This window comes from Trueperaceae bacterium (genome assembly GCA_019454765.1).
Classification (GTDB): Bacteria; Deinococcota; Deinococci; order Deinococcales; family Trueperaceae; genus JAAYYF01.
Genome location: JACFNR010000010.1, coordinates 34,192 through 57,254, shown reverse-complemented (window position 1 = coordinate 57,254; position 23,063 = coordinate 34,192). Strand labels below are relative to the sequence as shown.

The 23,063-nt window shown below is 71.8% G+C and carries 20 protein-coding genes; 10 read left to right on the top strand and 10 right to left on the bottom strand.

Annotated features, from left to right (window positions below; genetic code table 11):
- Window positions 1-77: 77 nt before the first annotated feature.
- The 4 genes from H3C53_04955 to H3C53_04940 all read left to right on the top strand — a co-directional run bounded on the left by H3C53_04955 (window position 78) and on the right by H3C53_04940 (window position 4,195).
- Window positions 78-728, top strand: coding sequence for an RraA family protein (locus H3C53_04955; GenBank protein ID MBW7916022.1), 651 nt, complete (start codon window positions 78-80; stop codon window positions 726-728).
- Window positions 729-975: 247 nt separating this feature from the next.
- Window positions 976-2,346, top strand: a complete 1,371-nt coding sequence (locus H3C53_04950) for a glycine betaine/L-proline ABC transporter ATP-binding protein (GenBank protein MBW7916021.1) — start codon at window positions 976-978, stop codon at window positions 2,344-2,346.
- Window positions 2,336-3,214 carry a proline/glycine betaine ABC transporter permease gene (locus tag H3C53_04945; protein ID MBW7916020.1) on the top strand — a complete coding sequence of 293 codons (879 nt, stop codon included), beginning with the start codon at window positions 2,336-2,338 and terminating at the stop codon, window positions 3,212-3,214. Before H3C53_04950 ends, H3C53_04945 begins: the two co-directional genes overlap by 11 nt.
- A gap of 144 nt (window positions 3,215-3,358) precedes the next feature.
- Window positions 3,359-4,195, top strand: coding sequence for a glycine betaine ABC transporter substrate-binding protein (locus H3C53_04940; GenBank protein ID MBW7916019.1), 837 nt, complete (start codon window positions 3,359-3,361; stop codon window positions 4,193-4,195).
- A 121-nt stretch (window positions 4,196-4,316) separates the two neighbouring features.
- Here the strand turns inward: H3C53_04940 and H3C53_04935 are convergent, their stop codons facing one another.
- A complete protein-coding gene (locus tag H3C53_04935; protein ID MBW7916018.1) occupies window positions 4,317-5,630 on the bottom strand; it encodes an aminotransferase class III-fold pyridoxal phosphate-dependent enzyme in 1,314 nt (437 codons plus the stop codon).
- 348 nt (window positions 5,631-5,978) lie between these two features.
- On the opposite strand from H3C53_04935, the gene H3C53_04930 reads away from it, so the two are divergent.
- The 6 genes from H3C53_04930 to H3C53_04905 all read left to right on the top strand — a co-directional run bounded on the left by H3C53_04930 (window position 5,979) and on the right by H3C53_04905 (window position 12,889).
- Window positions 5,979-6,929, top strand: a complete 951-nt coding sequence (locus H3C53_04930; GenBank protein ID MBW7916017.1) for a flippase-like domain-containing protein — start codon at window positions 5,979-5,981, stop codon at window positions 6,927-6,929.
- Window positions 6,922-8,211, top strand: coding sequence for a glycosyltransferase family 1 protein (locus H3C53_04925; GenBank protein MBW7916016.1), 1,290 nt, complete (start codon window positions 6,922-6,924; stop codon window positions 8,209-8,211). The genes H3C53_04930 and H3C53_04925 overlap by 8 nt, the downstream gene beginning before the upstream one ends.
- Window positions 8,212-8,246: 35 nt before the next feature.
- Window positions 8,247-8,453 (top strand): hypothetical protein, encoded by a 207-nt coding sequence (locus tag H3C53_04920; protein ID MBW7916015.1) that lies wholly within the window; start codon window positions 8,247-8,249, stop codon window positions 8,451-8,453.
- Between the two features lie 110 nt (window positions 8,454-8,563).
- Window positions 8,564-9,169: a TetR/AcrR family transcriptional regulator gene (locus H3C53_04915; GenBank protein ID MBW7916014.1), complete on the top strand. Its 606-nt coding sequence runs from the start codon at window positions 8,564-8,566 to the stop codon at window positions 9,167-9,169.
- A gap of 7 nt (window positions 9,170-9,176) precedes the next feature.
- On the top strand, window positions 9,177-10,904 hold the full coding sequence (locus H3C53_04910) for an ABC transporter ATP-binding protein (GenBank protein ID MBW7916013.1): 1,728 nt from the start codon (window positions 9,177-9,179) through the stop codon (window positions 10,902-10,904).
- 53 nt (window positions 10,905-10,957) lie between these two features.
- Window positions 10,958-12,889 (top strand): ABC transporter ATP-binding protein, encoded by a 1,932-nt coding sequence (locus H3C53_04905; GenBank protein MBW7916012.1) that lies wholly within the window; start codon window positions 10,958-10,960, stop codon window positions 12,887-12,889.
- Between the two features lie 36 nt (window positions 12,890-12,925).
- On the opposite strand, the gene H3C53_04900 is transcribed toward H3C53_04905, so the two are convergent.
- From H3C53_04900 to H3C53_04860, 9 genes are all read right to left on the bottom strand, one after another.
- Complete coding sequence (locus H3C53_04900; GenBank protein MBW7916011.1) at window positions 12,926-13,150, bottom strand: hexameric tyrosine-coordinated heme protein; 225 nt, start codon at window positions 13,148-13,150, stop codon at window positions 12,926-12,928.
- 91 nt (window positions 13,151-13,241) lie between these two features.
- The gene (nagB, locus tag H3C53_04895; GenBank protein MBW7916010.1) at window positions 13,242-14,042 is read right to left on the bottom strand and encodes a glucosamine-6-phosphate deaminase; all 801 of its coding nucleotides are present in this window, start codon (window positions 14,040-14,042) and stop codon (window positions 13,242-13,244) included.
- Window positions 14,043-14,113: 71 nt separating this feature from the next.
- The gene (locus H3C53_04890; protein ID MBW7916009.1) at window positions 14,114-14,362 is read right to left on the bottom strand and encodes a hypothetical protein; all 249 of its coding nucleotides are present in this window, start codon (window positions 14,360-14,362) and stop codon (window positions 14,114-14,116) included.
- Window positions 14,363-14,440: 78 nt separating this feature from the next.
- Window positions 14,441-15,520: an ABC transporter ATP-binding protein gene (locus H3C53_04885; GenBank protein MBW7916008.1), complete on the bottom strand. Its 1,080-nt coding sequence runs from the start codon at window positions 15,518-15,520 to the stop codon at window positions 14,441-14,443.
- A 25-nt stretch (window positions 15,521-15,545) separates the two neighbouring features.
- The gene (locus H3C53_04880) at window positions 15,546-17,222 is read right to left on the bottom strand and encodes an iron ABC transporter permease (GenBank protein MBW7916007.1); all 1,677 of its coding nucleotides are present in this window, start codon (window positions 17,220-17,222) and stop codon (window positions 15,546-15,548) included.
- Window positions 17,223-17,313: 91 nt separating this feature from the next.
- Window positions 17,314-18,306 (bottom strand): ABC transporter substrate-binding protein, encoded by a 993-nt coding sequence (locus H3C53_04875; protein MBW7916006.1) that lies wholly within the window; start codon window positions 18,304-18,306, stop codon window positions 17,314-17,316.
- 101 nt (window positions 18,307-18,407) lie between these two features.
- On the bottom strand, window positions 18,408-19,031 hold the full coding sequence (locus tag H3C53_04870) for an HD domain-containing protein (protein ID MBW7916005.1): 624 nt from the start codon (window positions 19,029-19,031) through the stop codon (window positions 18,408-18,410).
- 31 nt (window positions 19,032-19,062) lie between these two features.
- Window positions 19,063-20,430 carry an MFS transporter gene (locus tag H3C53_04865; protein MBW7916004.1) on the bottom strand — a complete coding sequence of 456 codons (1,368 nt, stop codon included), beginning with the start codon at window positions 20,428-20,430 and terminating at the stop codon, window positions 19,063-19,065.
- Window positions 20,431-20,666: 236 nt separating this feature from the next.
- The gene (locus tag H3C53_04860; GenBank protein MBW7916003.1) at window positions 20,667-22,946 is read right to left on the bottom strand and encodes an AAA family ATPase; all 2,280 of its coding nucleotides are present in this window, start codon (window positions 22,944-22,946) and stop codon (window positions 20,667-20,669) included.
- Between the last annotated feature and the right edge of the window lie 117 nt (window positions 22,947-23,063).

The following is a 23,063-nucleotide window of genomic DNA, read 5'->3' as shown; positions in this document are numbered from 1 at the left end:
GATAGCAGGCGGCGTGGCGAGCGTATGCTGCCTGGACGGTGCGGGCCCGGCCCCTGCCCGCCACGAAGGAGACCGCCGTGTCAGACTCAGCGCCACCGACCGATTGGCTCACCCGCTACCTGGGGGTCTCGACCGGAACCGTCGGTCACCTGACGACGGAGGGGTTCATGGACTGGGAGATCGCGCCACTGTTCCGGCCGGTGCGGGTGGTCGGCCGGGCGCTCACGGTGGCGTGCCGGCCGACCGACAACGCGCCCCTGGCCGAGGCGGTGGCCGCGGCGGAGCCTGGCGCCGTGTTGGTCGTCGCGCGTGATGGCGACAGGCGCCACGCGCCGTTCGGCGGCCTCATGGCTCGCATCGCGGCGGCGCGGGGGGTCGCCGGGGTGGTCATCGACGGCGCCGCCACCGACCTGCGCGAGATCGTGGAGCTGCGCCTGCCCGTCTTCGCTCGCAACCTGTCCGCGCTGACGACGAGGCGGCTCGGCCTGCCGGGCACTGTGGGCGAGCCGGTCGACTGCGGCGGGGTGGCGGTGAGGACCGGCGACGTCGTGCTGGGCGACGACGACGGCGTGGTGGTCATCCCGGAGGCGGACGCGGAGCCGCTCCTGCGCCGGGCGTACCGCTTCGAGGAGTGGGAGGCCGTCATGCGAGCTGGACTCGTCGCCGGCCTCCCTCCCGCCGAGGCCCGCGCCCGCGCCGACGCGGAGGTCGACCGGTCGGTCTACTGAACCAGGCCGTGCGGCACGGCCGCGGCGTCGGCGCGGCGGCGTCGTCACGCCCCCTGGCTGCCTGAGTCTGCTACCCTCCTCCCGGAGGTCTGGGTCCTCCCGCCGCCCGGCTACCAGCCGGCGCGCCCGGGGCGCCCATGGCCGTCGTCCGTCTGCCCGCCGTCCCGGAGGTGACCTTCCCGCCGGCCCGGTGGGCCTAGCCAACGCCAAGTCGTCCGTTCTCTTCGGCCGCCGATCGAGGTACCAGATGTCAGGAACCGTCCCAGGTGCGGGCACCGCCGCACCGCCGCAGCCAGACCCGACCAGCACCAACGGCAACGGCCCCCCGAGCGCGAGCGCGAGGGGGATCGGTGAGCGGCCGTGCTCCCCCGCCGACCAAGCCGCCGCGAAGATCGAGTGTCGCGGTCTCACCAAGGTGTTCGGCGGCCGGCCGGAGCGGGTCCTCGAGTTCCTCGCGGCCGGTGGCACCAAGGAGGAGTCGCAGGCGCGCTTCGGCAACGCCGTGGGCGTGTACGACGTCGACCTGAGCATCAGGCCGGGCGAGACCTTCGTGCTCATGGGGCTGTCGGGCAGCGGCAAGTCGACGCTGCTACGGCTGTTGAACCTGCTGCACCGCCCCACGGCCGGCCAGGTGCTGGTGGACGGCGTCGACCTCACGGCCCTGCGGAGGGGCGACCTGCTGCGCCTGCGCCGCGAGAAGTTCGGCGGGATGGTGTTCCAGCAGTTCGCCATCCTCCCGCACCGCACGGTCCTCGACAACGTCCGCTTCGGGCTCGAGGTGAAGGGCGTTCGCCTCGCGGAGCAGAGGGCGCGAGCGCAGGAGGCCATCGAGCTCGTAGGCCTGGCCGGCTGGGAGGGGAGCCTGCCCTCCCAGCTGTCTGGCGGGATGCAACAGCGGGTGGGGCTCGCCCGCTCGCTGGCCGCCGACGCCGACATCCTCCTGATGGACGAGGCGTTCAGCGCCCTGGACCCCCTGATCCGCCGCGAGATGCAAGACGAGCTGATGGAGCTGCAGGCGCGGGTGAACAAGACGATCGTGTTCGTCACTCACGACCTGGACGAGGCGCTGAAGCTCGGCGACCGGATCGCCATCATGCGTTCCGGACGAGTCGTGCAGCTGGGCACGGCCGAGGAGATCATCACCGCGCCCGCCGACGACTACGTGGAGGCGTTCGTGGCCGGCGTCGACCGGACCGGGGTGCTCACCGCCGCCAGCATCATGCAGCAGGTCAAGGCCACCGCTCACCTCAACGACGGGCCGCACACGGCGCTCACGAAGATGCGACGCTTCGGCCTCTCGGGCCTCCTGGTGCTCGACCGCGAGCGGCGCGTGCAGGGATACCTCTCGAGTGAGGCGGGCGTGGCGCAGGTCGAAGACGGCGCGGCGCCGGATTCTCGCCTGCAGCGCGAGCGGCTCACGCCCGCGCTCACCGTGGAGCTCGGGACCAGCTTGGCAGAACTCATCGGCATCGCCTCCGGGCGCAGCGAGCCGATCGCGGTGGTCGACTCCGGCGGGCGGTTGCGTGGGGTCGTCGTCAAGGGCGCCATCCTGGCGGCGCTGGCGTCGGAGACGCCGGGCGTGACGGCCGGGGGAGCGGGGGTGCGGGATGCTTCTTGACTACCGCGTTCCCTTGGCCGATTGGGTCGAGACGGCCGTCCGCTGGATCCAGGTGCAGTACGCCGCGGGCTTCGACGGCTTCTCCGACCTCGTGCGGGTGGTCATCGACGGCTTGCTCGCCGGGCTGGTGGCGGTGCCGCCTCTCGCGTTGGTGGCCGTGCTCGCCGCCCTCGTCGCGTGGCAGGCGGGGTGGCGCCTCGGCGTCTTCGCCCTGCTCGGCCTCTTCCTCGTGCACAACATCGGGCTGTGGACCCCGTTCCTCGAGACGCTGGCGCTCGTGGTCACGGCCCAGGTCTTGATCGTGATCGTGGGGGTGCCGCTCGGCATCCTGGCGGCGGGGAGCGACGTGGCGGAACGCGTCATGCGACCGGTGCTGGACTTCATGCAGACCATGCCGGCGTTCGTCTACCTGATCCCCGCCATCATGTTCTTCGGCATAGGGCTCGTGCCGGGGGTCGTCGCGACCTTCATCTTCTCGCTGCCGCCCCTCGTCAGGCTGGTGAACCTGGGCATCAGGCAGGTCCCCACCGACCTGGTGGAGGCGGCCGACGCCTTCGGGACGACGCGGCTGCAGAAGCTGGTGAAGGTGCAGGTGCCGCTCGCCCTCCCCACCATGATGGCGGGCCTCAACCAGTCCATCATGCTCAACCTCTCCATGGTGGTGATCGCCAGCATGATCGGCGCCGGCGGCCTCGGTGCCGAGGTCCTCCGGGGCATCCAGCGCATCAAGGTGGGGCAGGGGTTCGAGGCGGGACTCGCCGTGGTCATCCTCGCCATCGTGCTCGATCGGCTCACGGCGTCGTTCGCCGCGCGGCGCCGCCCCGGCGCGCGCGGCGGCGGCGCCGGCCGGCCGGAGGAGGCGGCGTGACCGCCGCGTTTGCGCGGCCAGCCGACCTGTGCTAGGGTCGAACCGGCGCCTAGGTGCCCCCTGTAAGTCAAGCGCACTATGGTGCGTGGGTGTGGCTGTATGCCGCATCGCAACTATCCGTCTCTGCAAACTCCGGAGGTACACATGAAGAAGTGGCTGATTGCCACCGCGGTAGCGCTGTTCGGTTGGATCGCCGTCGCCAACGCCCAGACCATCAAGCTCGGGTACGTGCTGTGGGACTCGTGCGTGGCTTCCAACAACGTGGTGGCGGCGGTGCTCGAGGACCGGCTCGGGTACGACGTCGAGCTCACCTCGGTGGACGCCGGTCCGATGTTCGCGGGTCTGGCGCGCGGCGACTTCGACGCCGTGCTCTGCACCTGGCTGCCCGTCACCCACGAGGCCTACTGGTCGGAGTTCGGCGACGACCTCACCGACCTGGGCGTCAGCCTCGACGGCGCCGACATCGGCTGGGCCGTGCCGACCTACGTCGAGCTCGACAGCATCGAGGACCTCAACGCCAACGCCGACATGTTCGGGGGCAAGGTGATTGGCATCGACCCCGGCGCCGGCCTGATGCGCGCCTCCGACGCGGCCATCGAGGAGTACGGCCTCACCAACTTCAAGCTGATCGACGGTTCCGACGCCGCGATGGCGGCCGCGCTCGACCGCGCCATCACCCGCGACGAGCCCATCATCGTCACCAGCTGGCGACCCCACTGGATGTGGGCCGCCTACGACCTCAAGTACCTGGCCGACCCGCTCGGCGTCTTCGGCGCCTCAGAGCAGATCCACACGGTCGCCAACGCCGGCTTCGCCGCCGATGGGCCCGACGACGTGCTGGCCTTCCTCGCCAACTTCCACTGGACGGGCGCCGACATGGGCGACGTGATGCTCAAGGTCAGGGACGGCATGGAGCCCGCCGACGCCGCCCGCGCCTGGATCGCCGAGAACCAGGACCTCGTCGACAGCTGGTTCGATTGAGGCGGGGTGCCCCGGCGCGCCGTGCGCCGGGGCACGAGAGAGGAGGGAGGGGCCGACCACGCGCGTGGTCGGCCCCTCCCCGTCTGCCGGGGCCTCTCCCCGGGACGTTCGCGTCAGCGACTCAGTCGAGCACCTTGAGCGCGCGGTCGAGCCCGTCGAGGCCGACCTGCAGGTCGTCGCGCTTGATGTTGAGAGGCGGCGTCACCAGCAGCACGTTGTAGCGCCCGAAGGCGTACACGCCCTCGTTCCTGAGCGCGGCCGACAGCTTGGCGATGGGGGTGTTGTCGCCGCCGTACCACGGCACGAGCGGCTCCTTGGTTGCGCGGTCCTTGACGAGCTCGATCGTGTAGAACGCCCCGATGCCGCGCACGTCACCGATGACGGGGTGCTTCTCCTGGATGGCCGTGAGGCCCTCCTTGAGCCACGGGTCGATCTCGCGCGCGCGCTCGAACAGCCCCTCCTTCTTGAGGGCCGTCACGGTGGCGAGGCCGGCCGCCATGGCCATCGGGTGGCCGGCGTAAGTGTGACCGCACATGAGCGCCACGTCGTCGAAGTGCTTGGCGAGACCCTCGCGCACCATCACGCCGCCGAGCGGGATGTACGCCGAGGACGAACCCTTGGCGAAGGTGATCATGTCGGGCGTGACGCCGAAGCGCGTGGCCGCGAAGCGGTCGCCCACGCGCCCGAAGCCGGTCATCACCTCGTCGAAGATCAGCACGATGCCGTGCTTGGCCGTCACCTGCCGCAGGCCCGCCAGGTAGCCCTCGGGGTAGACGATGACGCCGTTGGAGCCCACGACGGGCTCGATGACGAGCGCCGCGATGTTCTTGCCGCCCTCGAAGGTGATGACCTCCTCGAGGTGCTTGAGGGCGCGCTCGACCTCGGTGGCGGCGTCGTCCGTGAAGAAGGGGCTGCGGTACGGGTAGGGCGCGAAGAAGTGCACGATGCCGGGCAGGCCCGGCTCGTTCGCCCAGCGCCGGTCCTCGCCCGTGATGCTGCCGGCGCCCGGGGCGGAGCCGTGGAACGAGCGGTAGGCGGCCAGCACCTTCTGACGCCCGGTGATCATGCGGGCCATCTTGATGGCGTCCTCGTTGGCCTCGCCGCCGCCGGTGGTGAAGAAGGTGCGCGCGCCCTCGCTCCACGGGCTCACCTCGGAGAGGAGCTCCGCGAACTCGGACCGCACGTCGTGGATGAGGGACGGAGGCAGGTAGCAGATCTTGGCGGCCTGCTCCTGGATGGCCTTGACGACCGCCGGGTGGCCGTGGCCCAGGTTGGTGGAGACGAGGCCGGCCGACAGGTCGAGGTACCGCTTGCCCTGGTCGTCGTACAGGTACGAGCCCTCGCCCCTGACGAAAGTGGCTCCGCCCACGGCGGACTGCTTGTACCAGGGCGTGAGCACGTGCTTGTGGCTGCGTGTGGTGGCAACGACCGACATCTTGCTGACCTCCTCGAATCGCTCCCCGCTCTGTCTTGGAGGCGTGACCGCTGCGGCGCCGGACGCGCCCGAACAGCCTCCGCCCTCGTCCGCGTGGAGCCTCCCCGCCTTGGTCGCACGTCCAGGGCCGGGAGCCGCCGGGAACCGGTGTTGACCCGCAGGTTACCGCATCGGCGGCCCGCGAGTGGTGCGTTGGAGGCCCACCGGGGCGCGTCGCGCGGGCCCGCGGTTATGCTTGGGTGCCTCGGCCGCCCCGTCCCGTCAGGACCGCCGCCTGCGGCCCCCGATCCCATGCGACGGCCCGTACTGCACGCCCTCCTACTCTCAGTGGCGCTATCCGCCGCGGGCATGGCCTTCGCCCTCTGGCGGGTCGGGGGCGCCAAGGCACTCCTGCGCCTCGGCGGGCTGGCGCCCTCGCACCTGGTGCTCGCCGTGTCGGCGCTCCTCGCGTCGTTCGTGCTGGCGGCCCTCAGGTTGATGTTCGTGTGCCGCGCGCTAGGCGACTCCGTGGGCCTCTGGCACGCCCTGAGGGCACACGTGCTCGGGATGTTCAGCGCGGCGGTGACGCCCGGGGGGAGCGGGAGCATCGCCGGGCTCGCCCTCACCCTCGACCTACAGGGCGTCGAGCGCGCCAGGTCGTGGGCCGCCGCGCTCGCGACCATGGCCGCCGACACGACCTTCCACGCCTGGGCCATGCCCCTCTCGCTCGTCGGCCTCTACGCCTTGGGCGCCTACCCCCGCACCCCGCTCTGGGCGGCGCTCGGGGTGGCGGTGATCGTGCTCACTTGCCTGCTCGCCTACGTCCTGCTCTTCAAGGTGGCCTGGCTGCGCCCGCTGCTCGGGGCGCTGCTTCGGGGGCCGTTGCTCAGGTTCCGGCGCCGCGGCATGCGCTTCGTGGACGACTTCATTGCCAACAGCAAGGTCTTCGCGTCGGCGCCACTCTGGAAGCACCTGGCGATCCAGTTGTTCACCGCGGGAGCCTGGGCGGCGTTCTTCCTCGTCCTCTACTTCCTCCTGCTGGGCCTGGGGGTGCGCATCGGCGTGCCGCTCGCGCTGGCCGGCCAGACGGTGGTGGCCGTCATGAGCACGTTCGTCCCCACGCCCGGCGGCAGCGGCTTCTTCGAGGTGGTGCTGAGCTGGTTCCTCGTCGGCCGTGGCGGCGGGGAGGCGGGACCCGCCGCGGTGTTCGCCTGGCGGCTCATCACCTTCTATAGCCTCTTCGTGCTCGGACCGCTCCTCGGCGGCTACCTGGTCGTCAAGCAGGTGGGGGAGACGCCCGCGCGAGGTGGGGGTGCCTGAGCGCAGGGTCGCCATCTTGACGTTCGGTTCGCGCGGCGACGTGCAGCCGTTCGTCGCGCTGGCGTTGGCGTTGCAGCGTAGGGGCGTCCATCCCGTGGTGGGCGCTCACGCGGCCCACCGCGCGCTCGTCGAGGAGCGCGGCGTCCGGTTCGCGGAGCTCGCCGGCGACCCCGTCGAGTGGATGCGTAGCCAGGCCCGGTTGCGCGCCCTCGTGAGGCGCCCGGCGGTGCTGGCCGCCGCCAGGCGCTTCACCGTGGACTGGGAGCCCACCATGCGCCGCATGCTCGAGCAGTCGGCGGAACTGGTCGACGCCTGTGACGCCATGGTCTTCTCGCATGGCGCGCTGGCCGGACCGCACCTTGCCGAGGCCTCGGCCAAGCCCGCCGCCTTCGCCTCGCTACAGCCGTGGGACGTGACGGCCGAGTACCCCAGCGTCGCGCTGCGCCAGGCGCCTCGCACCCCCGGACCGGCCCGCCGCCGCTTCAACCGGGCGAGCCACTGGCTGGGGGAACAGGTGGTGTGGTTCCCGTGGCGCGGCGTGGTGAACCGCTGGCGCGTGGAGCGGCTCGGTCTGCCGCCCGTGGGGCTCCTCGCCACCCCGTGGCGCCGGTTGGGGCCCGAGGTCGCCCGGCTATACGGCTACAGCCCGTTCGCGGCGCCGCCGCCGGCCGATTGGCCCGCCGACCGCTTCGTTGGCGGGTGGTGGGAGCTGCCGCGCCCGGCGGGGTGGCGGCCGCCCGGCTCCCTGGAGGCGTTCCTTGCCGCTGGCGACCCGCCCGTATACGTCGGGTTCGGGAGCCACCTGCCCGCGCGCGACCTGGGCACGGTCGAGCGGGTGGTGGACGAGGTCGCCGTCCGCCTGGGGCTGCGGCTGGTGGTGGCGGCCGGGTGGGCCGGGTTGGGGGGCGGGAGCGCCGGGTCCGTCGACCGGTACGTGGTCACCGAGGTGCCTCACGACTGGCTCTTCCCGCGCGTGAAGGCCGCCATCCACCATGGCGGGGCGGGGACCACCGGCGCCGCCCTGCGCGCCGGCGCGCCGCAGCTCGTGGTGCCGGCGTTCTTCGACCAGTACCACTGGTCGGTCCGCGTCACGGAGCTCGGCGTCGGGGCGCGGCTCGTGCCGCGCGAGTTCGGCGTCGACGGCCTGGAGGCGGCGCTGAGGCGCGTGCTCGAGCCGGCGGTGGCCGCGCGGGCCGCGGCGGTGGCCGCGACCGTGCGTGACGAGCCGGGGGCGGACGGCGCGGCGCGGCACCTGCTGGGGCGCTTCGGTTGGCGGTCGTAGCCGGTCGCTCGCGGCCGGCGGCTTACTATCCAAGCATGGACCTCGAACAGAGACCCGGAGCCGGCAACGGTCGCGCCCTGGTGGCGACCGTGTTGGCGGTGTTAGGCGTGTTCTTCGCCCTGGACGCGGCGGTGGTGGAGCCGTCCCGGACGCGCGTGGCGTTCATCGTGCTCTCCGTGCTCATGATCCTGGGGGCGGGAGCGGCCCTGGGTGCGGCCGTGGCGGTGCGGCGCAGGCGCTGAGGCGGCGCGGCGCGATCTGGTCGCGGTAGCGACGCGAGCGGGCGCGGTCGCCGTCTGGTCCCGCGCGGCGCTCTCATCCAAGTGAGCGCTCACTCAGTTAGGCTGCCGCGGTGACGAGACCGAGGCGAGCCCCACCCCTCGACCGCGCGGCGCGGCGTCGCAGCATCATCACCGCCGTCACGCCGCTCCTGGTGGCGCGCGGCGCCGGCGTGACGACCCGCGAGCTGGCCGAGGCCGCCGGCGTGGCCGAAGGCACTCTCTTCACCGTCTTCGAAGACAAGCGTTCGCTGCTGCTGGCGACCATCGAGGAACGCCTCGACCCGGGGCCGTTGAGGGCCGGCCTGGCCAGGCTGGCGGAGTTGCCGGGACTCGAGCGGAAGCTGCTGGCCGTCGCCGGTGAGGTCGTGCCACGCCTCGACGAGGTGCACGGTCTTGCCGTCGCGCTGCACGCCGTGGCGGGGCGTGGCCGCCCCCGCAGCTTCGGCGGCCCGACCTACATGCGCGACTGGCTCGCGGAGGTGGCCGCCGCCGTCAGGGACCTGCTCGAGCCGCACGCGGCCGAGCTGAGGGTATCGCCCGCGCTCTTCGCGAGGTTGTTCACCACCCAGCTGTTCGCCAGCCGGTTGCCGCACGCGGCGCCAGAGGACTGGCCCACCCCGGAGGAGCTCGTGACGTTCTGCCTCCGCGGCGCGCTGGCGCCGGAGAAGGAGAGGTGACGCCGAGGTGCTACTGAGGCTCATCGGCGAGTACACGAGGCCGTCGCGCGGCGCCATAGGCCTGATCGTGGCCCTCCAGTTCGTGGCCACCATCGGGACCCTGCTCCTACCCAGCATCAACGCCGACATCATCGACAAGGGCATCATCAGGGGCGACACGGGCTACATCCTGCGCCAGGGCGCGTTCATGCTCGCCGTCTCCTTGGTGCAGGTGGCCGCCACCGTGGTGGCCGTCTACTTCGCGGCTCGGACGGCCATGCGCTTCGGACGCGACCTGCGCTCGGGGGTCTTCCGGCGCGTCGGCCAGTTCGCGGCGCGCGAGGTCAACGCGTTCGGCGCGCCGTCGCTGCTCACGCGCACCACCAACGACGTGCAGCAGGTCCAGACGCTCGTGTTCATGAGCTTCGCGATGATCGTCACCACGCCCATCATGATGATCGGCGGCGTGATCATGGCCATGCGCGAGGACATCGGGCTGTCGTGGCTCGTCGCCGTGGCCGTCCCCCTCCTGGCAGGGGCGATCGGCCTGATACTCAGCCGCATGGTGCCCGGCTTCCGCCGGATGCAGCGCCGCATCGACCGCGTCAACCAGGTGCTGCGCGAACAGATCGGCGGGATCCGCGTCGTGAGGGCGTTCGTGCGGGAGCCGCACGAGGAGCGCCGCTTCGAGGAGGCCAACACCGAGCTCACCGACGTCACGCTCTACGTCGGGCGCTGGATGGCCGCCATGTTCCCGCTCGTGATGCTCGTGCTCAACGCCTCCACCGTCGCCGTCCTCTGGTTCGGTGGGCTGCGCGTCGACGCCGGCCTGATGCAGATCGGCAGCATGACGGCCTACATCAGCTACCTCATCCAGATCCTCATCGCCATCCTCATGTCGACCATGCTGCTGATGCTCCTCCCCCGGGCCAGCGTCTCGGCCGGGCGCATAGGCGAGGTGCTCTCCACCGCGCCCAGCGTGGTGCCGCCGAGCGCGCCCGTGCTGCCGACCCGCCCCAGCGGCAGGCTGGAGTTCCGCAACGTCACGTTCAGCTACCCCGGCGCCAGCCACCCCGTGCTGGCGGACGTCAGCTTCGACGTGGGGCCGGGGGAGACCGTGGCCGTGATCGGGTCGACGGGCGCCGGCAAGTCGACGCTGGTGAGCCTCGTGCCCAGGCTCTTCGACGTGACGGGCGGCGCGATCTTGGTCGACGGCGTCGACGTGCGGGACTACGGCCCCGACGCCCTGTGGGCTCGCATCGGGCTCGTGCCGCAGAAGGCGTTCCTCTTCTCGGGCACGGTGCGCAGCAACCTGCTCTACGGTGACCCGGGCGCCGACGACGCCGCTCTCTGGCGCGCGCTGGAGGTGGCACAGGCGAGCGATTTCGTGGCGACGATGGAGGCGGGCCTCGACTCGCCCATCGCCCAGGGCGGGACCAACGTGTCCGGCGGACAGCGCCAGCGCCTCGCCATCGCCCGGGCCCTCGTCAAGCGCCCCGCCTTCTACCTGTTCGACGACTCGTTCTCCGCGCTCGACGTCGCCACCGACGCGCGGTTGCGGCGCGCGCTCGACCCCGTGACGAGGAGCGCGGCGGTCCTGATCGTCGGGCAGCGCGTCGCCACGATCCAGCACGCCGACCGCATCGTCGTCCTCGAGGACGGGCGCGTCGTGGGCCTCGGGACGCACGAGCAGCTGCTCGCCACCTCCCCCACCTACCAGGAGATCGTCGCGTCGCAGGCGCAGGTGGCGGCGTGAGCGCACGGGAGCGGAGTGGGACGCCGGCCGGCGGCGGCAAGCGGCCCACGACCATGCGCGCCACCGAGCGCATCCGCAGCGGCGGCCGCTGGGGCGGCGCGGTCGGCGACAAGGCCACGGCGTTCGGGCCGTCCGTCCGGCGCCTCCTCCGTCAGCTCGCGCCCCACCGGTGGAGGCTGGCCGCCTTGCTCGCGGCCGCCGTCGCCTCCGTCGGGTTGGCGTCGGTCGGCCCGCGCGTCCTCGGCCACGCGACCGACCTCATCTTCGGTGGCCTGATCGGCAAGATGTTCCCGGCAGGTCTGAGCAAGGAGCAGGCCGTGGCGGCGGCGCGGGCCGCCGGGCAGTCGAAGGTCGCCGACATGCTGGCCGGCATGGTCATGGTGCCGGGCCAGGGCGTGGACTTCCAGGCCGTCGGGCGGGTGCTGCTCACCGTCATGGCGCTCTACCTGCTCTCGGCGCTCCTGCAGTACCTGCAGGGCTACCTGCTGAACGACGTGGTGAACGCGACCGTCTTCGGGTTCAGGCGCCGCGTCGAGGAGAAGCTCAACCGGTTGCCCCTGCGCTACTTCGACGCGCAGCCGCGCGGCGAGCTCCTCAGCCGCGTGACGAACGACATCGACAACATCTCGCAGAGCCTGCAGCAGACCCTCAGCCAGTTCACCACCGCCGTCCTGACCGTGCTGTTCATGCTCGTCATGATGCTCACCATCTCGCCGCTGCTCACCCTCGTGGCGCTCCTCAGCATCCCCCTCACCATGCTCGTCGCCGCGTTCGTCATGAAGCGCTCCGGCAGGGAGTTCACCCTGCAGTGGCGCCACACGGGCACGCTGAACGCGGCGATCGAGGAGGCGTACACCGGGCACTCCCTCGTGAAGGTCTTCGGCCGGCAAGAGGAGGTGCAGCAGGGGTTCGAGGTCGAGAACGAGGCGCTCTACCGCGCCGGCTTCAGGGCGCAGTTCCTCTCCGGCCTGATCATGCCGGTCTCGAGCTTCGTCGGTAACCTCAACTACGCCGCCGTCGCCGTGATAGGCGGCCTGCGGGTCGCTGGCGGCCTCCTCAGCCTCGGCAGCGTGCAGGCGTTCATCCAGTACTCCCGGCAGTTCACGCAACCCGTCACGCAGATCGCCTCCATGATCAACATGCTGCAGTCGGGGGTCGCGTCGGCGGAGCGCGTCTTCGAGCTGCTCGACGCCGAGGAGGAACTCCCGGACGCGGCGGAGCGCCGCGCCGCGGCGAGCGTGGAGGGCCGGGTGGCGTTCGAGGGCGTGTCGTTCCGCTACGAGCCGGACAGGCCGCTCATCGAGGACCTGTCGCTCGTGGCCGAGCCGGGCCGCACGGTCGCCATCGTCGGACCGACGGGCGCGGGGAAGACCACGCTCGTCAACCTGCTGATGCGCTTCTACGAGCTCGACGCGGGCCGCATCACGCTGGACGGCGTCGACATCGCCACGATGAGCCGTGCCGACCTGCGTGCCAGCATCGGCATGGTCCTGCAGGACACGTGGCTGTTCAAGGGCACCATCCGCGCCAACATCGCCTACGGCAGGCCGGACGCGACCGAGGAAGAGGTCCTGGAGGCTGCCCGCGCCGCCTTCGTCGACAGGTTCGTGCACAGCCTGCCGGACGGTTACGACACCGTCATCGACGACGAGGGCAGCAACGTCAGCGCCGGCGAGAAGCAGCTGATCACCATCGCCCGCGCCTTCCTGGCGCGGCCGGCGCTGCTCATCCTCGACGAGGCGACCAGTTCGGTCGACACCCGCACCGAGCTACTGCTGCAGCAGGCCATGAGCGCGTTGCGCGGCGACCGAACGTCCTTCGTGATCGCCCACCGCCTCTCCACTATCATCGGGGCCGACACGATCCTGATGATGGAGGCGGGCCGCATCGTCGAGCGCGGGACGCACGAGGAGCTGTTGGCGGAGGGCGGCCCCTACGCCGCCCTCTACCGCTCGCAGTTCGAGGTGGACGAGAGGGCGGCGTGACGAGCGAGGCGCGGCGCGCGCCGCGGGACGCCGAGCCTAGCGCCAGTAACCGTTGGCGGCGGCCACCGTCTGGAAGTTGATAGCTATGACCTGCGACGCCCACGTGAGGCTGTCGGCGTCGTTGGCGTACTCGGGGCGGAGCTTGTCGCGCACCTCCGCCGACGGCTGCGTGTACTTGACGCCCATGCGCGCCATCTTGATGGCCAGTTCGAACCCCGCCTGGGGCGTGGGCGTGATGAGGGAAGTAAGCCAGGTCTCCATGTTCCTCCTTCGGCGCCGGCACGCTGGAACGTGCCGGCGACTCACACTACCGTGCCCCGGCGGCGTCGCCAGAGGCTGGCGTACGCGAGCGTCAATCGAGCAGGTTCGCGTACCGCTCCCAGGCCGGCTCGTGCCTGACGGTCCACTCGTAGTACTCCCGCTCCTGCAGGCGCGCCGCCGCCGCCTCGTCCACCAGCACGTGGCAGCGCGGGTGGAACTGCAACGCCGTGGCGCTCACCAACGAGGTGACGGGCCCCTCCGCGGCCGTGGCGAGGATGTCGGCCTTGTGCGCCCCCGTCACGATGAGCAGCACCTCGTGCGCCTCGAGGATCGTGCCCACCCCCATGGTGAGGGCCCGCGCGGGCACGCTCGCCGGGTCACCGCCGAAGGCCTCGGCGTTCTGCTCCCGCGTGCCCGGCGCGAGGACCTTGGGCCGGGTGCGCGACGTGAGGGATGAGAGCGGCTCGTTGAAGCCGATGTGGCCGGTGCTGCCCAGGCCGAGGAGCTGCAGGTCGATGCCGCCCACGGCCTTGATGCGCGCCTCGTAGTCGGCGCACTCCGCCTGGAGATCGGTGGCCACGCCGTTCGGGAGGTGGGTGCGTTCGCGGGCGAGACCGACCCGCGAGAAGAGGCGCTCGGTCATGTAGTGGTGGTACGAGCGCGGATCGCTCGGCGCGAGGCCGACGTACTCGTCCAGGTTGAAGGTGTGGACGGCCGAGAAGTCGAGGCGCTCGGCGGCCGCGATCGCCACGAGCCGGTCGTAGATGCCCTCCATGGTGCGGCCGGTGGCGCAGCCGAGCACCAGGTCCGGCTTGGCCCTCAGTCTGTCGGCGACGATGCGCGCCGCGAGGTGCTCGGCGTTCGCTGCGGTGGGGAGTATCACGATCTGCATGCCCTCACCCTATCCGAGCCCGCCCGGTTCCGGAAGGTCGCCCCGCCGCCCGGCCCGCGGCGGCGGGGCCCTCACCTGACGAGCAGTCCGCCCGACTTGTCCGGCGCGTCTTTCAGGGTCGTCAGGAGCTTGCGGCCCTGCGCCACGGCGAGCCGAGCGGCCTCCGCCGACCGGGCGGCCAGCGCCTCCTCGACCGCGCGCTCGAAGCTGAAGAGCTCCATCTCGAAGGCGGCCGCCAACCCCTTCGTGTCGGCCAGCGCGCGCGCGTCCTGGCGGAGGGCCTTGAGTTGCGCTTCCAGGTGAGCGGGCGTCTCGGGCATCGTCTCAGCCTCCCGCGCGGGCGGTGCCGGGCGCGGCACGCAGGCCATGGGCCCCGGGGCGCGCTGAGCTTGCCGCGCTCACCCTTCGACCGCCGGGGCCAGGGCGTGCAGCGCCCCCGGCGCGAGGGTGACGGCCGCACCTACGGGGACCAGGCCCGCCTCCGCGGGGTTGGCCGCGTCCACCTGCATGTCGGGCAGGCCCTCGACCGACACCACGTACCGGGCGAGGCTCCCCAGGAACGTGACGTGCTTGACCGTGCCGTGCAGCGGGCCGGCGGCTCCCTCGGAGCGCGTCATGTTCATGGCCTCGGGCCGGGCCACCACGGTGACCTGGCTCCCCGCCGGCGCGTGGCACGGGTCGGCGAGGGGGAGCACGGTGGTACCGACCCGAGCGGACCGCCGGTCGAGCAGCACGGCGGGCAGGAAGTTGGCGTCGCCGATGAAGCCGGCGACGAAGCGCGAGTTCGGCCGGGCGTAGACCTCCTGCGGCGTTCCAACCTGCTCGACGCGTCCCGAGTTCATGATGACCACCAGGTCCGACATGGCCATCGCCTCGACCTGGTCGTGCGTGACGTACACGCTCGTGATCCCGAGTCGCTGCTGGAGCTCGCGGATCTCCACACGCATCTGTTCCCTGAGCTTGGCGTCGAGGTTCGACAGCGGCTCGTCGAACAGGAGGAGCTTGGGGTGCATCACGATGCAGCGCGCCAACGCCACGCGCTGCTGCTGGCCGCCGGAGAGCTGGCTGGGCGACCGCCTGGCCATCGCGCCCAGGCCGACCTGCTCCAGCACGGCCCCCACCCGCGCCTCGACCTCGGCCCTGGCCAGGCGCTGCATGCGCAGGCCGAACGCCACGTTGTCGTAGACGTTCAGGTGCGGGAAGATCGCGTACGACTGGAAGACCATCGCCGTGTCGCGCGCGTTGGGCGCCAGCTGGTCGACCCTGCGTTCCCCGAAGTGGACCTCGCCCGCGGTGGGCTGCTCGAAGCCGGCGATCATGCGCAGGAGGGTGGTCTTGCCGCAGCCCGAGGGCCCCAGCAGGGTCACGAACGCCCCCTTTTCCACCTCCAGGGTGACGTCATCGACGGCCACGACGACGGTGCCTTCGGGGCTGGTGAACTCCTTGCGGAGCCCTAGCAGGCGTAGGTCGACCGGCATCCCGCTCCTCTCTTGCCCGCCGCGCTCAGAACTGCACGGTGGACGCGTCTTGCGCCCCGCGCCCGACGATCAGGCTGATCACCCAGAAGGCGACGAGAACGATGGCTAGTAGGACGATGCTGTAGGCGGCGGCCACCCCGAGCCGCCCCGAACCGACCTCGTTGAGGATCTGGACCGTCATCAGGTTCCAGTTGGCCGACACGAGGAATATGGCCGAGCTGATGGCGGTCATGGCGCGGACGAACGCGAACACCAGACCGGAGAAGAAGGCCGGCGCGATCAGCGGGAGGGTGACCCGCCGGAACGTGGTCAGCGCGTCCGCGCCGAGGTTCTGGGCGGCCTCCTCGATGGCGGGGTCGATCTGACGCAGCACGGCGATGCCCGACTGGATCCCGACCGGCACGTAGCGGAACACGAAGTTGAGGACCAGGATGGCGAGCGTCCCCGTGAGCAGCAGGGGAGGGCCGTTGAAGGCCAGGATGTAACCGATGCCCGCCACGGTGCCGGGCACCGCGAAGTTCAGTATCGACATGAACTCCATGGCGCCGCGCCCGGGGAAGCGTCTCCTCACCACCAGGAACGCCACCAGCATGCCAAGCAGCCCGCTGATCGGGGTGGTCACGACGGCGACGATCAGGGTGTCCTTCACCGTCTTCCAGCCGACGGCGAAGACGTAGCTGAAGTGCCTGAGATCGAGCGAGTAGTCGAAGCCCCAGACGCGGGTGGCCGCCCCGAGCAGGATGACGGCGTAGAACGCCACGACGACGGCGGCGAAGGCGACCACGACCCCGTAGAGGGTCCACTTGGCGAGCGGCGTCACGCTCTTGCTCGTGGACGCCGTGGGCTTGCCGGTGACCGTCACGTACTGCCGCTTCGCGAGGTAGTAGCGCTGGATGGCGAAGGCGGTCACGGACGGCAGCAGCAGCACTCCCGCCAGCATCGCCCCCCGCGCGAGGTTGAACGAGCCGGTGATCTCGAGGTACGCCTGCGTGGCCAGCATGGGGAAACCGGCGCCGGCCAGCACGAGCGGGTTCCCGAAGTCCGCCATGGACTCGATGAGCACGACCAGGAAGGCGCTGGCGATGCCCGGCAGCGACAGGGGGAAGATCACGCGCCAGAACACCTGCCAACGGCTGGCGCCGACGTTCATGGCGGCGTCCTCCAGCGTCGGGTTGATGCCGCCCAGCACGCCGCGCAGGCTGAGATAGGCGATGGGGGCGAACGTGAAGACCTGCGACAGGACCACGCCGTGCATCCCGTAGATGCTGAAGTCCGTGAGGCCGAGTAACCGCCTGGTGACGAGCCCGTTGAAGCCGAAGAGGAACAGGATGGAGATGGCCCCGGCGAAGGGCGGCGAGATGATCGGCAGCATGACGAGCGTGTGCAGCAGGCCGCGGCCCGGCACCTTCAGGCGCGTGAGCACGAAGGCGGCCACGTAGCCCAGCGCCACGCCGAGGACGCCCACGAGCGCTCCGACCATCAGGCTGTTGCGCAGCGCGTTCCGGTAGAGCCGACGCTCGGCGAGCAACGCGAAGTTGTCGAGGCTCAGCGTCCCGTCCGGGGCCCTGAACGCGGTGAGGAGGACGCGCCAGAGGGGCACCACCACGAACACGACGAGCGCCGCCATGATGACGACGATCACCGCCATCAGGAGCGGGTCGCGGGCGATGACGCGGAGTTCCGACTTGGCCCTGGCGAGCATTCAGTTGGTCATGTGCGAGGGTCCCGTGCCGTCTCCCCGGTCGGGGTCCGTCGGCGCGGACCCCGACCGGCGTAGGGCGGCGTGACCGCGGCTACTGGCCGAGCACTTCCTCGACCCAGCGGTCCACCAGGCGTTGACGGTTGTCGGCGGCGTACGTCGGGTCCCAGCTGACGAGCTTGATGTCGGCCAGCGACGGCACGCCGGGGCCGGCGCTGACGTCGGTGCGGATCGGCATGAAGTAGGTCTTCTGCGCCGCCAACGCCTCCTGGCCCTTCACGGACGTGATCCAGTCGACCAGCGCCTCGGCGGCGCCGAGGTTCGTGGCGCCCTTGAGGATGGACAGCGCCGCCACCTCGTAGCCGACGCCCTCGCTCGGGAAGACGACCTGCACGGGGAAGCCCTCGTCCACGAGCTTGAGGAAGCCGGGGCTGAACTGGATGGCGACGGCCGTCTCGCCCACGCCCAGCGCGCCGGAGGGCGCCGTGCCGCTCTGCGTGTAGGTCTGCACGTTGGCGTTGAGCGCCTTCATGTAGTCGAAGGCGGCGTCCTCGCCCATGATGGTCGTGAGCGTGAGGATGAGGTTGTAGGCCGTGCCCGAGGCCTGCGGCGACGGCATCTGGATGAGGCCCTTGTAGCTGGGGTCGAGCAGGTCGGCCCAGCTGGTCGGCACCGCGGCGCCGCGGCTCTCGAGGACGTCGGTGCGCACGCCGACAGCCTGGGGGTTCGTGTAGATGGCGTGCCAGTACCCCTCGGCGTCCTTGAAGATGTCGGTGAGGGCGTCGGCGTTCGCGGAGACGTAGGGTTGGGTCAGGCCGCGGTCCTTGGCGATGATGTGGTTCTCGCTCGGCGCCCCGAACCAGACGTCGGCCTGCGGCCGGTTCTTCTCGGCCTCGATGCGCGAGAGCGCGGGGCCGGCCGACAGGAACACCATCTGAACCTGGATGCCCGTGTCGGCCGTGAAGGCCGCGAGGAGATGGCGGGCGTTCTCCTCGTCCACGCTCGAGTAGACGACGAGGTTCTGGGCGAGGCCCACGCACGTGAGCGTCGCGACGACGAGTGAGACGATGAGGGGTCGTAAGCGCATGAGGCCTCCCGTCGGCACCCTGACCCGCCCCTGGCGGGCCCCGTCCGGCCAGCTGCCTGGCCGAACTGCCTCGTCCGCGGGGCGCTAGCGTCGGGTGCCACCTAGCCGATTGTACGCCGCTGCGCCCGCGCCTTCTCGTACTCGAGGCGGACGCTGCCGAACAGCCGCTTGGCGACCTCGCCCTCCAGGCGCCACTCCGCCGAGAGGAAGAACTCGTCGAGGTGCCGGTGACCGCCCTCGGACGGCACCTGCACGTCGGCGTCGTAGCGCGCCTCGCGCTCGTAGAGGAGGGCCTGGAGGCACATGTCGATCAGGTTCATGTCGCGCACGAAGCGGGCCGCCGGGTCGGCGCGGTCCTCGTACGCCCGCCACAACTCGTGCAGGGCGGCCTGGCGCGGTGGGAGCAGGTCGGCGATGGCGTCACGTTCGAGCCGCGCCTTCTCTGCCTCCGACACGGGCCGATCGGTCGCGGCCGCCCGCGCGGCGAAGTCGCCGGTGGTGGCCTCCGCCAGGTCGTGGACCAGCGCGATCGCCAGGGCGCGGCCCAAGTCCACCCCGGCGTCGGCGGCGAAGAGGAGGCACAGGTAGGCCGTTCCCCACGAGTGGGCGGCCACGCTCTCGGGGCCCGCGACGCCGTGCATCACCCAGCCGACGCGCGGCTCGTCCTTCAACCGGTAGGCGGCGTAGGCGAGGGCCAGGCGCTCCTCCAAGCCCGTTACGGTCATCGGCGTCGGAGCCTACAGCGCCGCGGGCCGCTCAATCGTCGAACCGTTCTCGGGCGACGGCCTCGAAGGCGCCCTCGGGGCCGCCGAGCGGCGCCGTCGTGATCGCCATGGCCGCCGCTTCCTCGGCGCTCAGCGCGGCCGGAGGGCGCCGGCTGCCGGGCAGGTGCTTGGCGACCCTCACGTAAGCGAAGGCGCTCGCCACCGTGAGCGCCGCACCCATGGCCAGCGCCAGTTGAGGGCCGGCCTGGGAGGCGAGCCAGCCGAGCGGGCCCGACGCGAGCGCTATGCCGATGAAGAAGACGAGGGAGTGCACCGAGAGCATCGACGAACGCAGCGCGGACGGGACGGCGTCGTGGAGCAGCGCGTAGTGAGGGACGTTGGTGGTGGCGAGCGCGAAGTACGCGAGCGCCAGTCCTGCCCCGAGACCCCATGACGTGGCGGTGGAGGCGAACAGGAACATCGCGAGCCCCCTGATGACCGTGCTGGTGCCCGCCAACGCCACGCTGCCTCCCGGGAAGCGCTTGCCCCAGCGCATGACGGCCAGGCTTCCGAGGAGCACCGCGACCCCCGATAGGGTGCCGAGCACGGCGAACGGGGCCGAGCGGCTCGGGTCGTCGCCGAACGTGAAGGCGGCGATGGGCTGCCAGAACGTCTCGATGCTCACCATCGCCAGGCCGCTGGCGCCCGCGGCGACGAGCAGCCACCGGATGCCGGGCGCCTTGCGCGTGAGCCTGCCGGCGTCGAGCAGGATGCTCGGCACCGCGCGCACGCCGAGGAGCTCGGCGCCATGCTGCCTCGCCGGTTCGCGCATGAGCGCGAGCGTCATGAGCCAGACGACGAGGCGCAGGGCGATGCCGGCGAACAGGGCGACGCCGAAGCCGCCGAGGGGCCACGGCAGGTCGAGGCCGGCGGTCAGGCTCGGCAGCAGGCCGCCGACCGCGGTGCCGATCAGCATGCCCGCCGCCTGGAACACGTTGACGGTTGCCAGGTGGGGCTCGAGTTCGGTGCCGGCGTCGAGGCGCTTGATCTCGTCCACGTACCAGGCGTCCATGGCGCCCGAATGGAGCGCCGCGCCGATGCCCTGAAGCACGGCGTAGACGAGGGCGAGCGCGGGACCGGCGACGAACAGCAGCGCCGCGAACGAGGCGGCGGTGAACAGCTGCGACGCCAACGCGACGGGACGCCGGCCGATGGCGTCCGCGAGCCCGCCCGTGGGCAACTCGAGCAGCACCACGAGGATGGCGCGCACCGTGAACGCCAGCCCGATCACGGCCAGGTCGAGGCCGCGCCCGGTCATGTGGAGGACGAGAACCGGCATGGGTACCGCGATGGCCAGCTCGAGCATGCCTACGAGGAAGGCGTAGCGGTAGGTGAGCGCCCTCTTGGGGTCCGACGTCATGGTGCGCCCGAGCACGTTCGGCCCGCACACGGTTGGCCCGCACACGGTTGGCGCGAGCGGGGCCCGCGCGGGACTGCTCGGTTAGGTGTGCTCCCTCTCACTGGTGGGTGCGCCCTCGGCGTTGACGTGGCCCCAACCCGGGCAGCCCCCAACCCGAACGAGCGCTCGATTGGCGCCATCTCGTTCTCCTAAGCGAAGGGCATCATACCAGTGGCCAGGCGGCGCCGGGCGTGGGTCTAGGCAGCGACCCCGGCCGGCGCCGCGACCGCCCGCACGAGGTAGTAGGCGGTCCCCCACCTCACCTCGCGGTCAGGCAACTGGCGCAGGAACGCGGCGCGCACCGCGCTCAACTCGGCGTCGCCGAGGTGAGCGCGCAGGAGGTCGAGGTAGCTGGGCCGGGCGTCGCCGGGCGCGAGCCAGCCCTCGACCGTCTCCCGTTGCAGCCGGCGGCTGTCGAAGAACCGCCGCTGCGACAGGCGCACCTGCGTGAAGCCCGCGGCCGCCAGCGAGGCGGTCACCGTCTCGGGCGCGGGCCCGAGCCGTGCGGTCTCGGCCTGCTCGCGTCCGGCCCCGAGCGGGTCGTAGATCTGCTCCTCGGCGCGCGCCAGGCGGGCGGCCAGCTCCGGCGCTGAGCTCAGGTCGACGAGCTCGTGAAGCCGCTGCGCGCGGCGCATGTCCACCTCGGCCAACGCGACGACGCCCGCCGGCGCCATGCCGGCGCGCAGGTTTCGGAGCGCCGCTATGAGGCGGGAGGAGACCTCCGCCGCGCCCTCTCCGCCACGGCCGGCGCCGATCGCAGAAAGCGCCCCGCGGCCCAGGGCCACGTCGAAGCGCACTCCCGCGAGGAGGTCCGGGGTCAGGTCGAGCAGCCCAGCGCGCAGCACGGCCGGCCGCGCCAGCTCTGGCAGGTTGCGGGCCTGCGTCTCCAGGTCCCGGGCCGCCGCCTCGACGGGCTCGAGCGCGAACGCCTGACCTTCCGGTGTGCGGCGCACGGCCTCCCACAGTAGGAGGCCCGAGCCGGGGTTCAGGTCCAGCACCACGTGGTGGGCCGCCGGGGGCGCCAGCTCGAACAGCGCGTCGCGGACCTCGCCGAGGCGGCGGCCGCGGGTCGACGCGGTCCGTTCCAGCCAGCCGGAGCGGGCGCCCGTTCGCGGGCTGACGGTGAGCACCTCGGGGGCGGGCTCGGCCTCGAGCATGGCGGCGAGCTGCGCTTCGCGGCGCCGCGCGACGTCGCCCCTGACGCTCGCCTCGAAGCCGCTTGCGCTCGGCTGGTAGAAGACCTTGCCCTGCAGTCTTCCGGGGAGGTACTGCTGCGCCACCCAGTGGTCGCGGTAGGCGTGCGGGTAGGCGTAGCCGGCGCCGTGACCCAAGGTCTCCTTGTCGCGGTTGCCGTCTCGCAAGTGGGTGGGGACGTCGGCCTCCCGCTCGCGCTCGACCGCGCCGAGCGCGTCGAAGAAGCCGAGCGTGCTGTTCGACTTGGGCGCCGTGGCGAGGTAGAGCGTCGCCTGCGCAAGGTGGTAGCGGCCCTCCGGCAGGCCGACGTAGTCGTAGGCCTGGGCCGCGGCCGCCGTGTGCGGCAGCGCGTGGGGGTCGGCCAGCCCGACGTCCTCGCTCGCGAGCACGAGCAGGCGCCTGAAGATGAAGCGCGGGTCCTCGCCGGCGTACACCATCTTCGCCAACCAGTAGAGGGCGGCGTCCGGGTCCGAGCCGCGGACGCTCTTGATGAAGGCGCTGATCGTGTCGAAGTGGGCGTCGCCCTCCTTGTCGTAGAGGACCGCGCGGCGCTGGATGGACTCCTCGGCCACCTCCCGCGTCACGCGCACCACGCCGGACGTCGGGGGCGTCGTCTCGACGGCCAGTTCCAGGGCGTTGAGGAGGGCGCGCGCGTCGCCGTTGGCCACGTTGACCAGGTGGTCGAGCGCGTCGTCGTCGAGGGAGACCGCGCGGCCGCCGTAGCCGCGCTCGGTGTCGCCGAGCGCCTGGCGCGCCACGGCGCGCAGGTCGTCCGGCTCCAGCGGGAGGAGCTGGAAGACGCGGCTGCGGCTGACGAGCGCCTTGTTCACCTCGAAGAACGGGTTCTCGGTGGTGGCGCCCACGAGCACGACCGTGCCGTTCTCGACCCAGGGGAGCAGGGCGTCTTGCTGCGCCTTGTTGAAGCGGTGGACCTCGTCGACGAACAGGATGGTCTTCACGCCCGCCCGGCGCGACGCCTGGGCGGCGGCGACCGCCTCGCGGATCTCCTTCACCCCCGACAGGACGGCGTTGATGGCCGTGAAACGGGCGCGGGTGGAGTTGGCGATCACCCGGGCGAGAGTCGTCTTGCCGGTGCCGGGCGGGCCGTAGAAGATCAGGGAGGAGAGCTGGTCGGCCTCGATGGCCCTGCGCAGGAGCCGGCCGGGGCCCACGATGTGCCCCTGGCCGACGAAGTCGGCGAGGGTGCGGGGGCGCATGCGAGCCGCGAGCGGCTCGGACTGGGGCGACTCGAAGAGGGTGGCACCTGGGGGATCTGGCGGCATGTCTCGGGCCATGCTAGCCGCTCGCGGGCAAGGCGGGACGTGCCCGGAGCGCGCGGCGCGGGGGCGGCGCCCCACGACGAACCGGCGGCGCGCCGCAACGAGACGGCGCGCGCCGCT

Bases quoted from the DNA above. Each gene is read 5' to 3' on its own strand.
- H3C53_04865 (MBW7916004.1), bottom strand. From the start codon at position 20,430: ATGACGTCGGACCCCAAGAGGGCGCTCACCTACCGCTACGCCTTCCTC.
- H3C53_04900 (MBW7916011.1), bottom strand. From the start codon at position 13,150: ATGGAGACCTGGCTTACTTCCCTCATCACGCCCACGCCCCAGGCGGGG.
- H3C53_04905 (MBW7916012.1), top strand. From the start codon at position 10,958: ATGCGCGCCACCGAGCGCATCCGCAGCGGCGGCCGCTGGGGCGGCGCG.
- H3C53_04870 (MBW7916005.1), bottom strand. From the start codon at position 19,031: ATGACCGTAACGGGCTTGGAGGAGCGCCTGGCCCTCGCCTACGCCGCC.
- H3C53_04920 (MBW7916015.1), top strand. From the start codon at position 8,247: ATGGACCTCGAACAGAGACCCGGAGCCGGCAACGGTCGCGCCCTGGTG.
- H3C53_04880 (MBW7916007.1), bottom strand. From the start codon at position 17,222: ATGCTCGCCAGGGCCAAGTCGGAACTCCGCGTCATCGCCCGCGACCCG.
- H3C53_04885 (MBW7916008.1), bottom strand. From the start codon at position 15,520: ATGCCGGTCGACCTACGCCTGCTAGGGCTCCGCAAGGAGTTCACCAGC.
- H3C53_04940 (MBW7916019.1), top strand. From the start codon at position 3,359: ATGAAGAAGTGGCTGATTGCCACCGCGGTAGCGCTGTTCGGTTGGATC.
- H3C53_04930 (MBW7916017.1), top strand. From the start codon at position 5,979: ATGGCCTTCGCCCTCTGGCGGGTCGGGGGCGCCAAGGCACTCCTGCGC.
- H3C53_04875 (MBW7916006.1), bottom strand. From the start codon at position 18,306: ATGCGCTTACGACCCCTCATCGTCTCACTCGTCGTCGCGACGCTCACG.
- H3C53_04950 (MBW7916021.1), top strand. From the start codon at position 976: ATGTCAGGAACCGTCCCAGGTGCGGGCACCGCCGCACCGCCGCAGCCA.
- H3C53_04860 (MBW7916003.1), bottom strand. From the start codon at position 22,946: ATGCCGCCAGATCCCCCAGGTGCCACCCTCTTCGAGTCGCCCCAGTCC.
- nagB (MBW7916010.1), bottom strand. From the start codon at position 14,042: ATGCAGATCGTGATACTCCCCACCGCAGCGAACGCCGAGCACCTCGCG.
- H3C53_04945 (MBW7916020.1), top strand. From the start codon at position 2,336: ATGCTTCTTGACTACCGCGTTCCCTTGGCCGATTGGGTCGAGACGGCC.
- H3C53_04935 (MBW7916018.1), bottom strand. From the start codon at position 5,630: ATGTCGGTCGTTGCCACCACACGCAGCCACAAGCACGTGCTCACGCCC.
- H3C53_04890 (MBW7916009.1), bottom strand. From the start codon at position 14,362: ATGCCCGAGACGCCCGCTCACCTGGAAGCGCAACTCAAGGCCCTCCGC.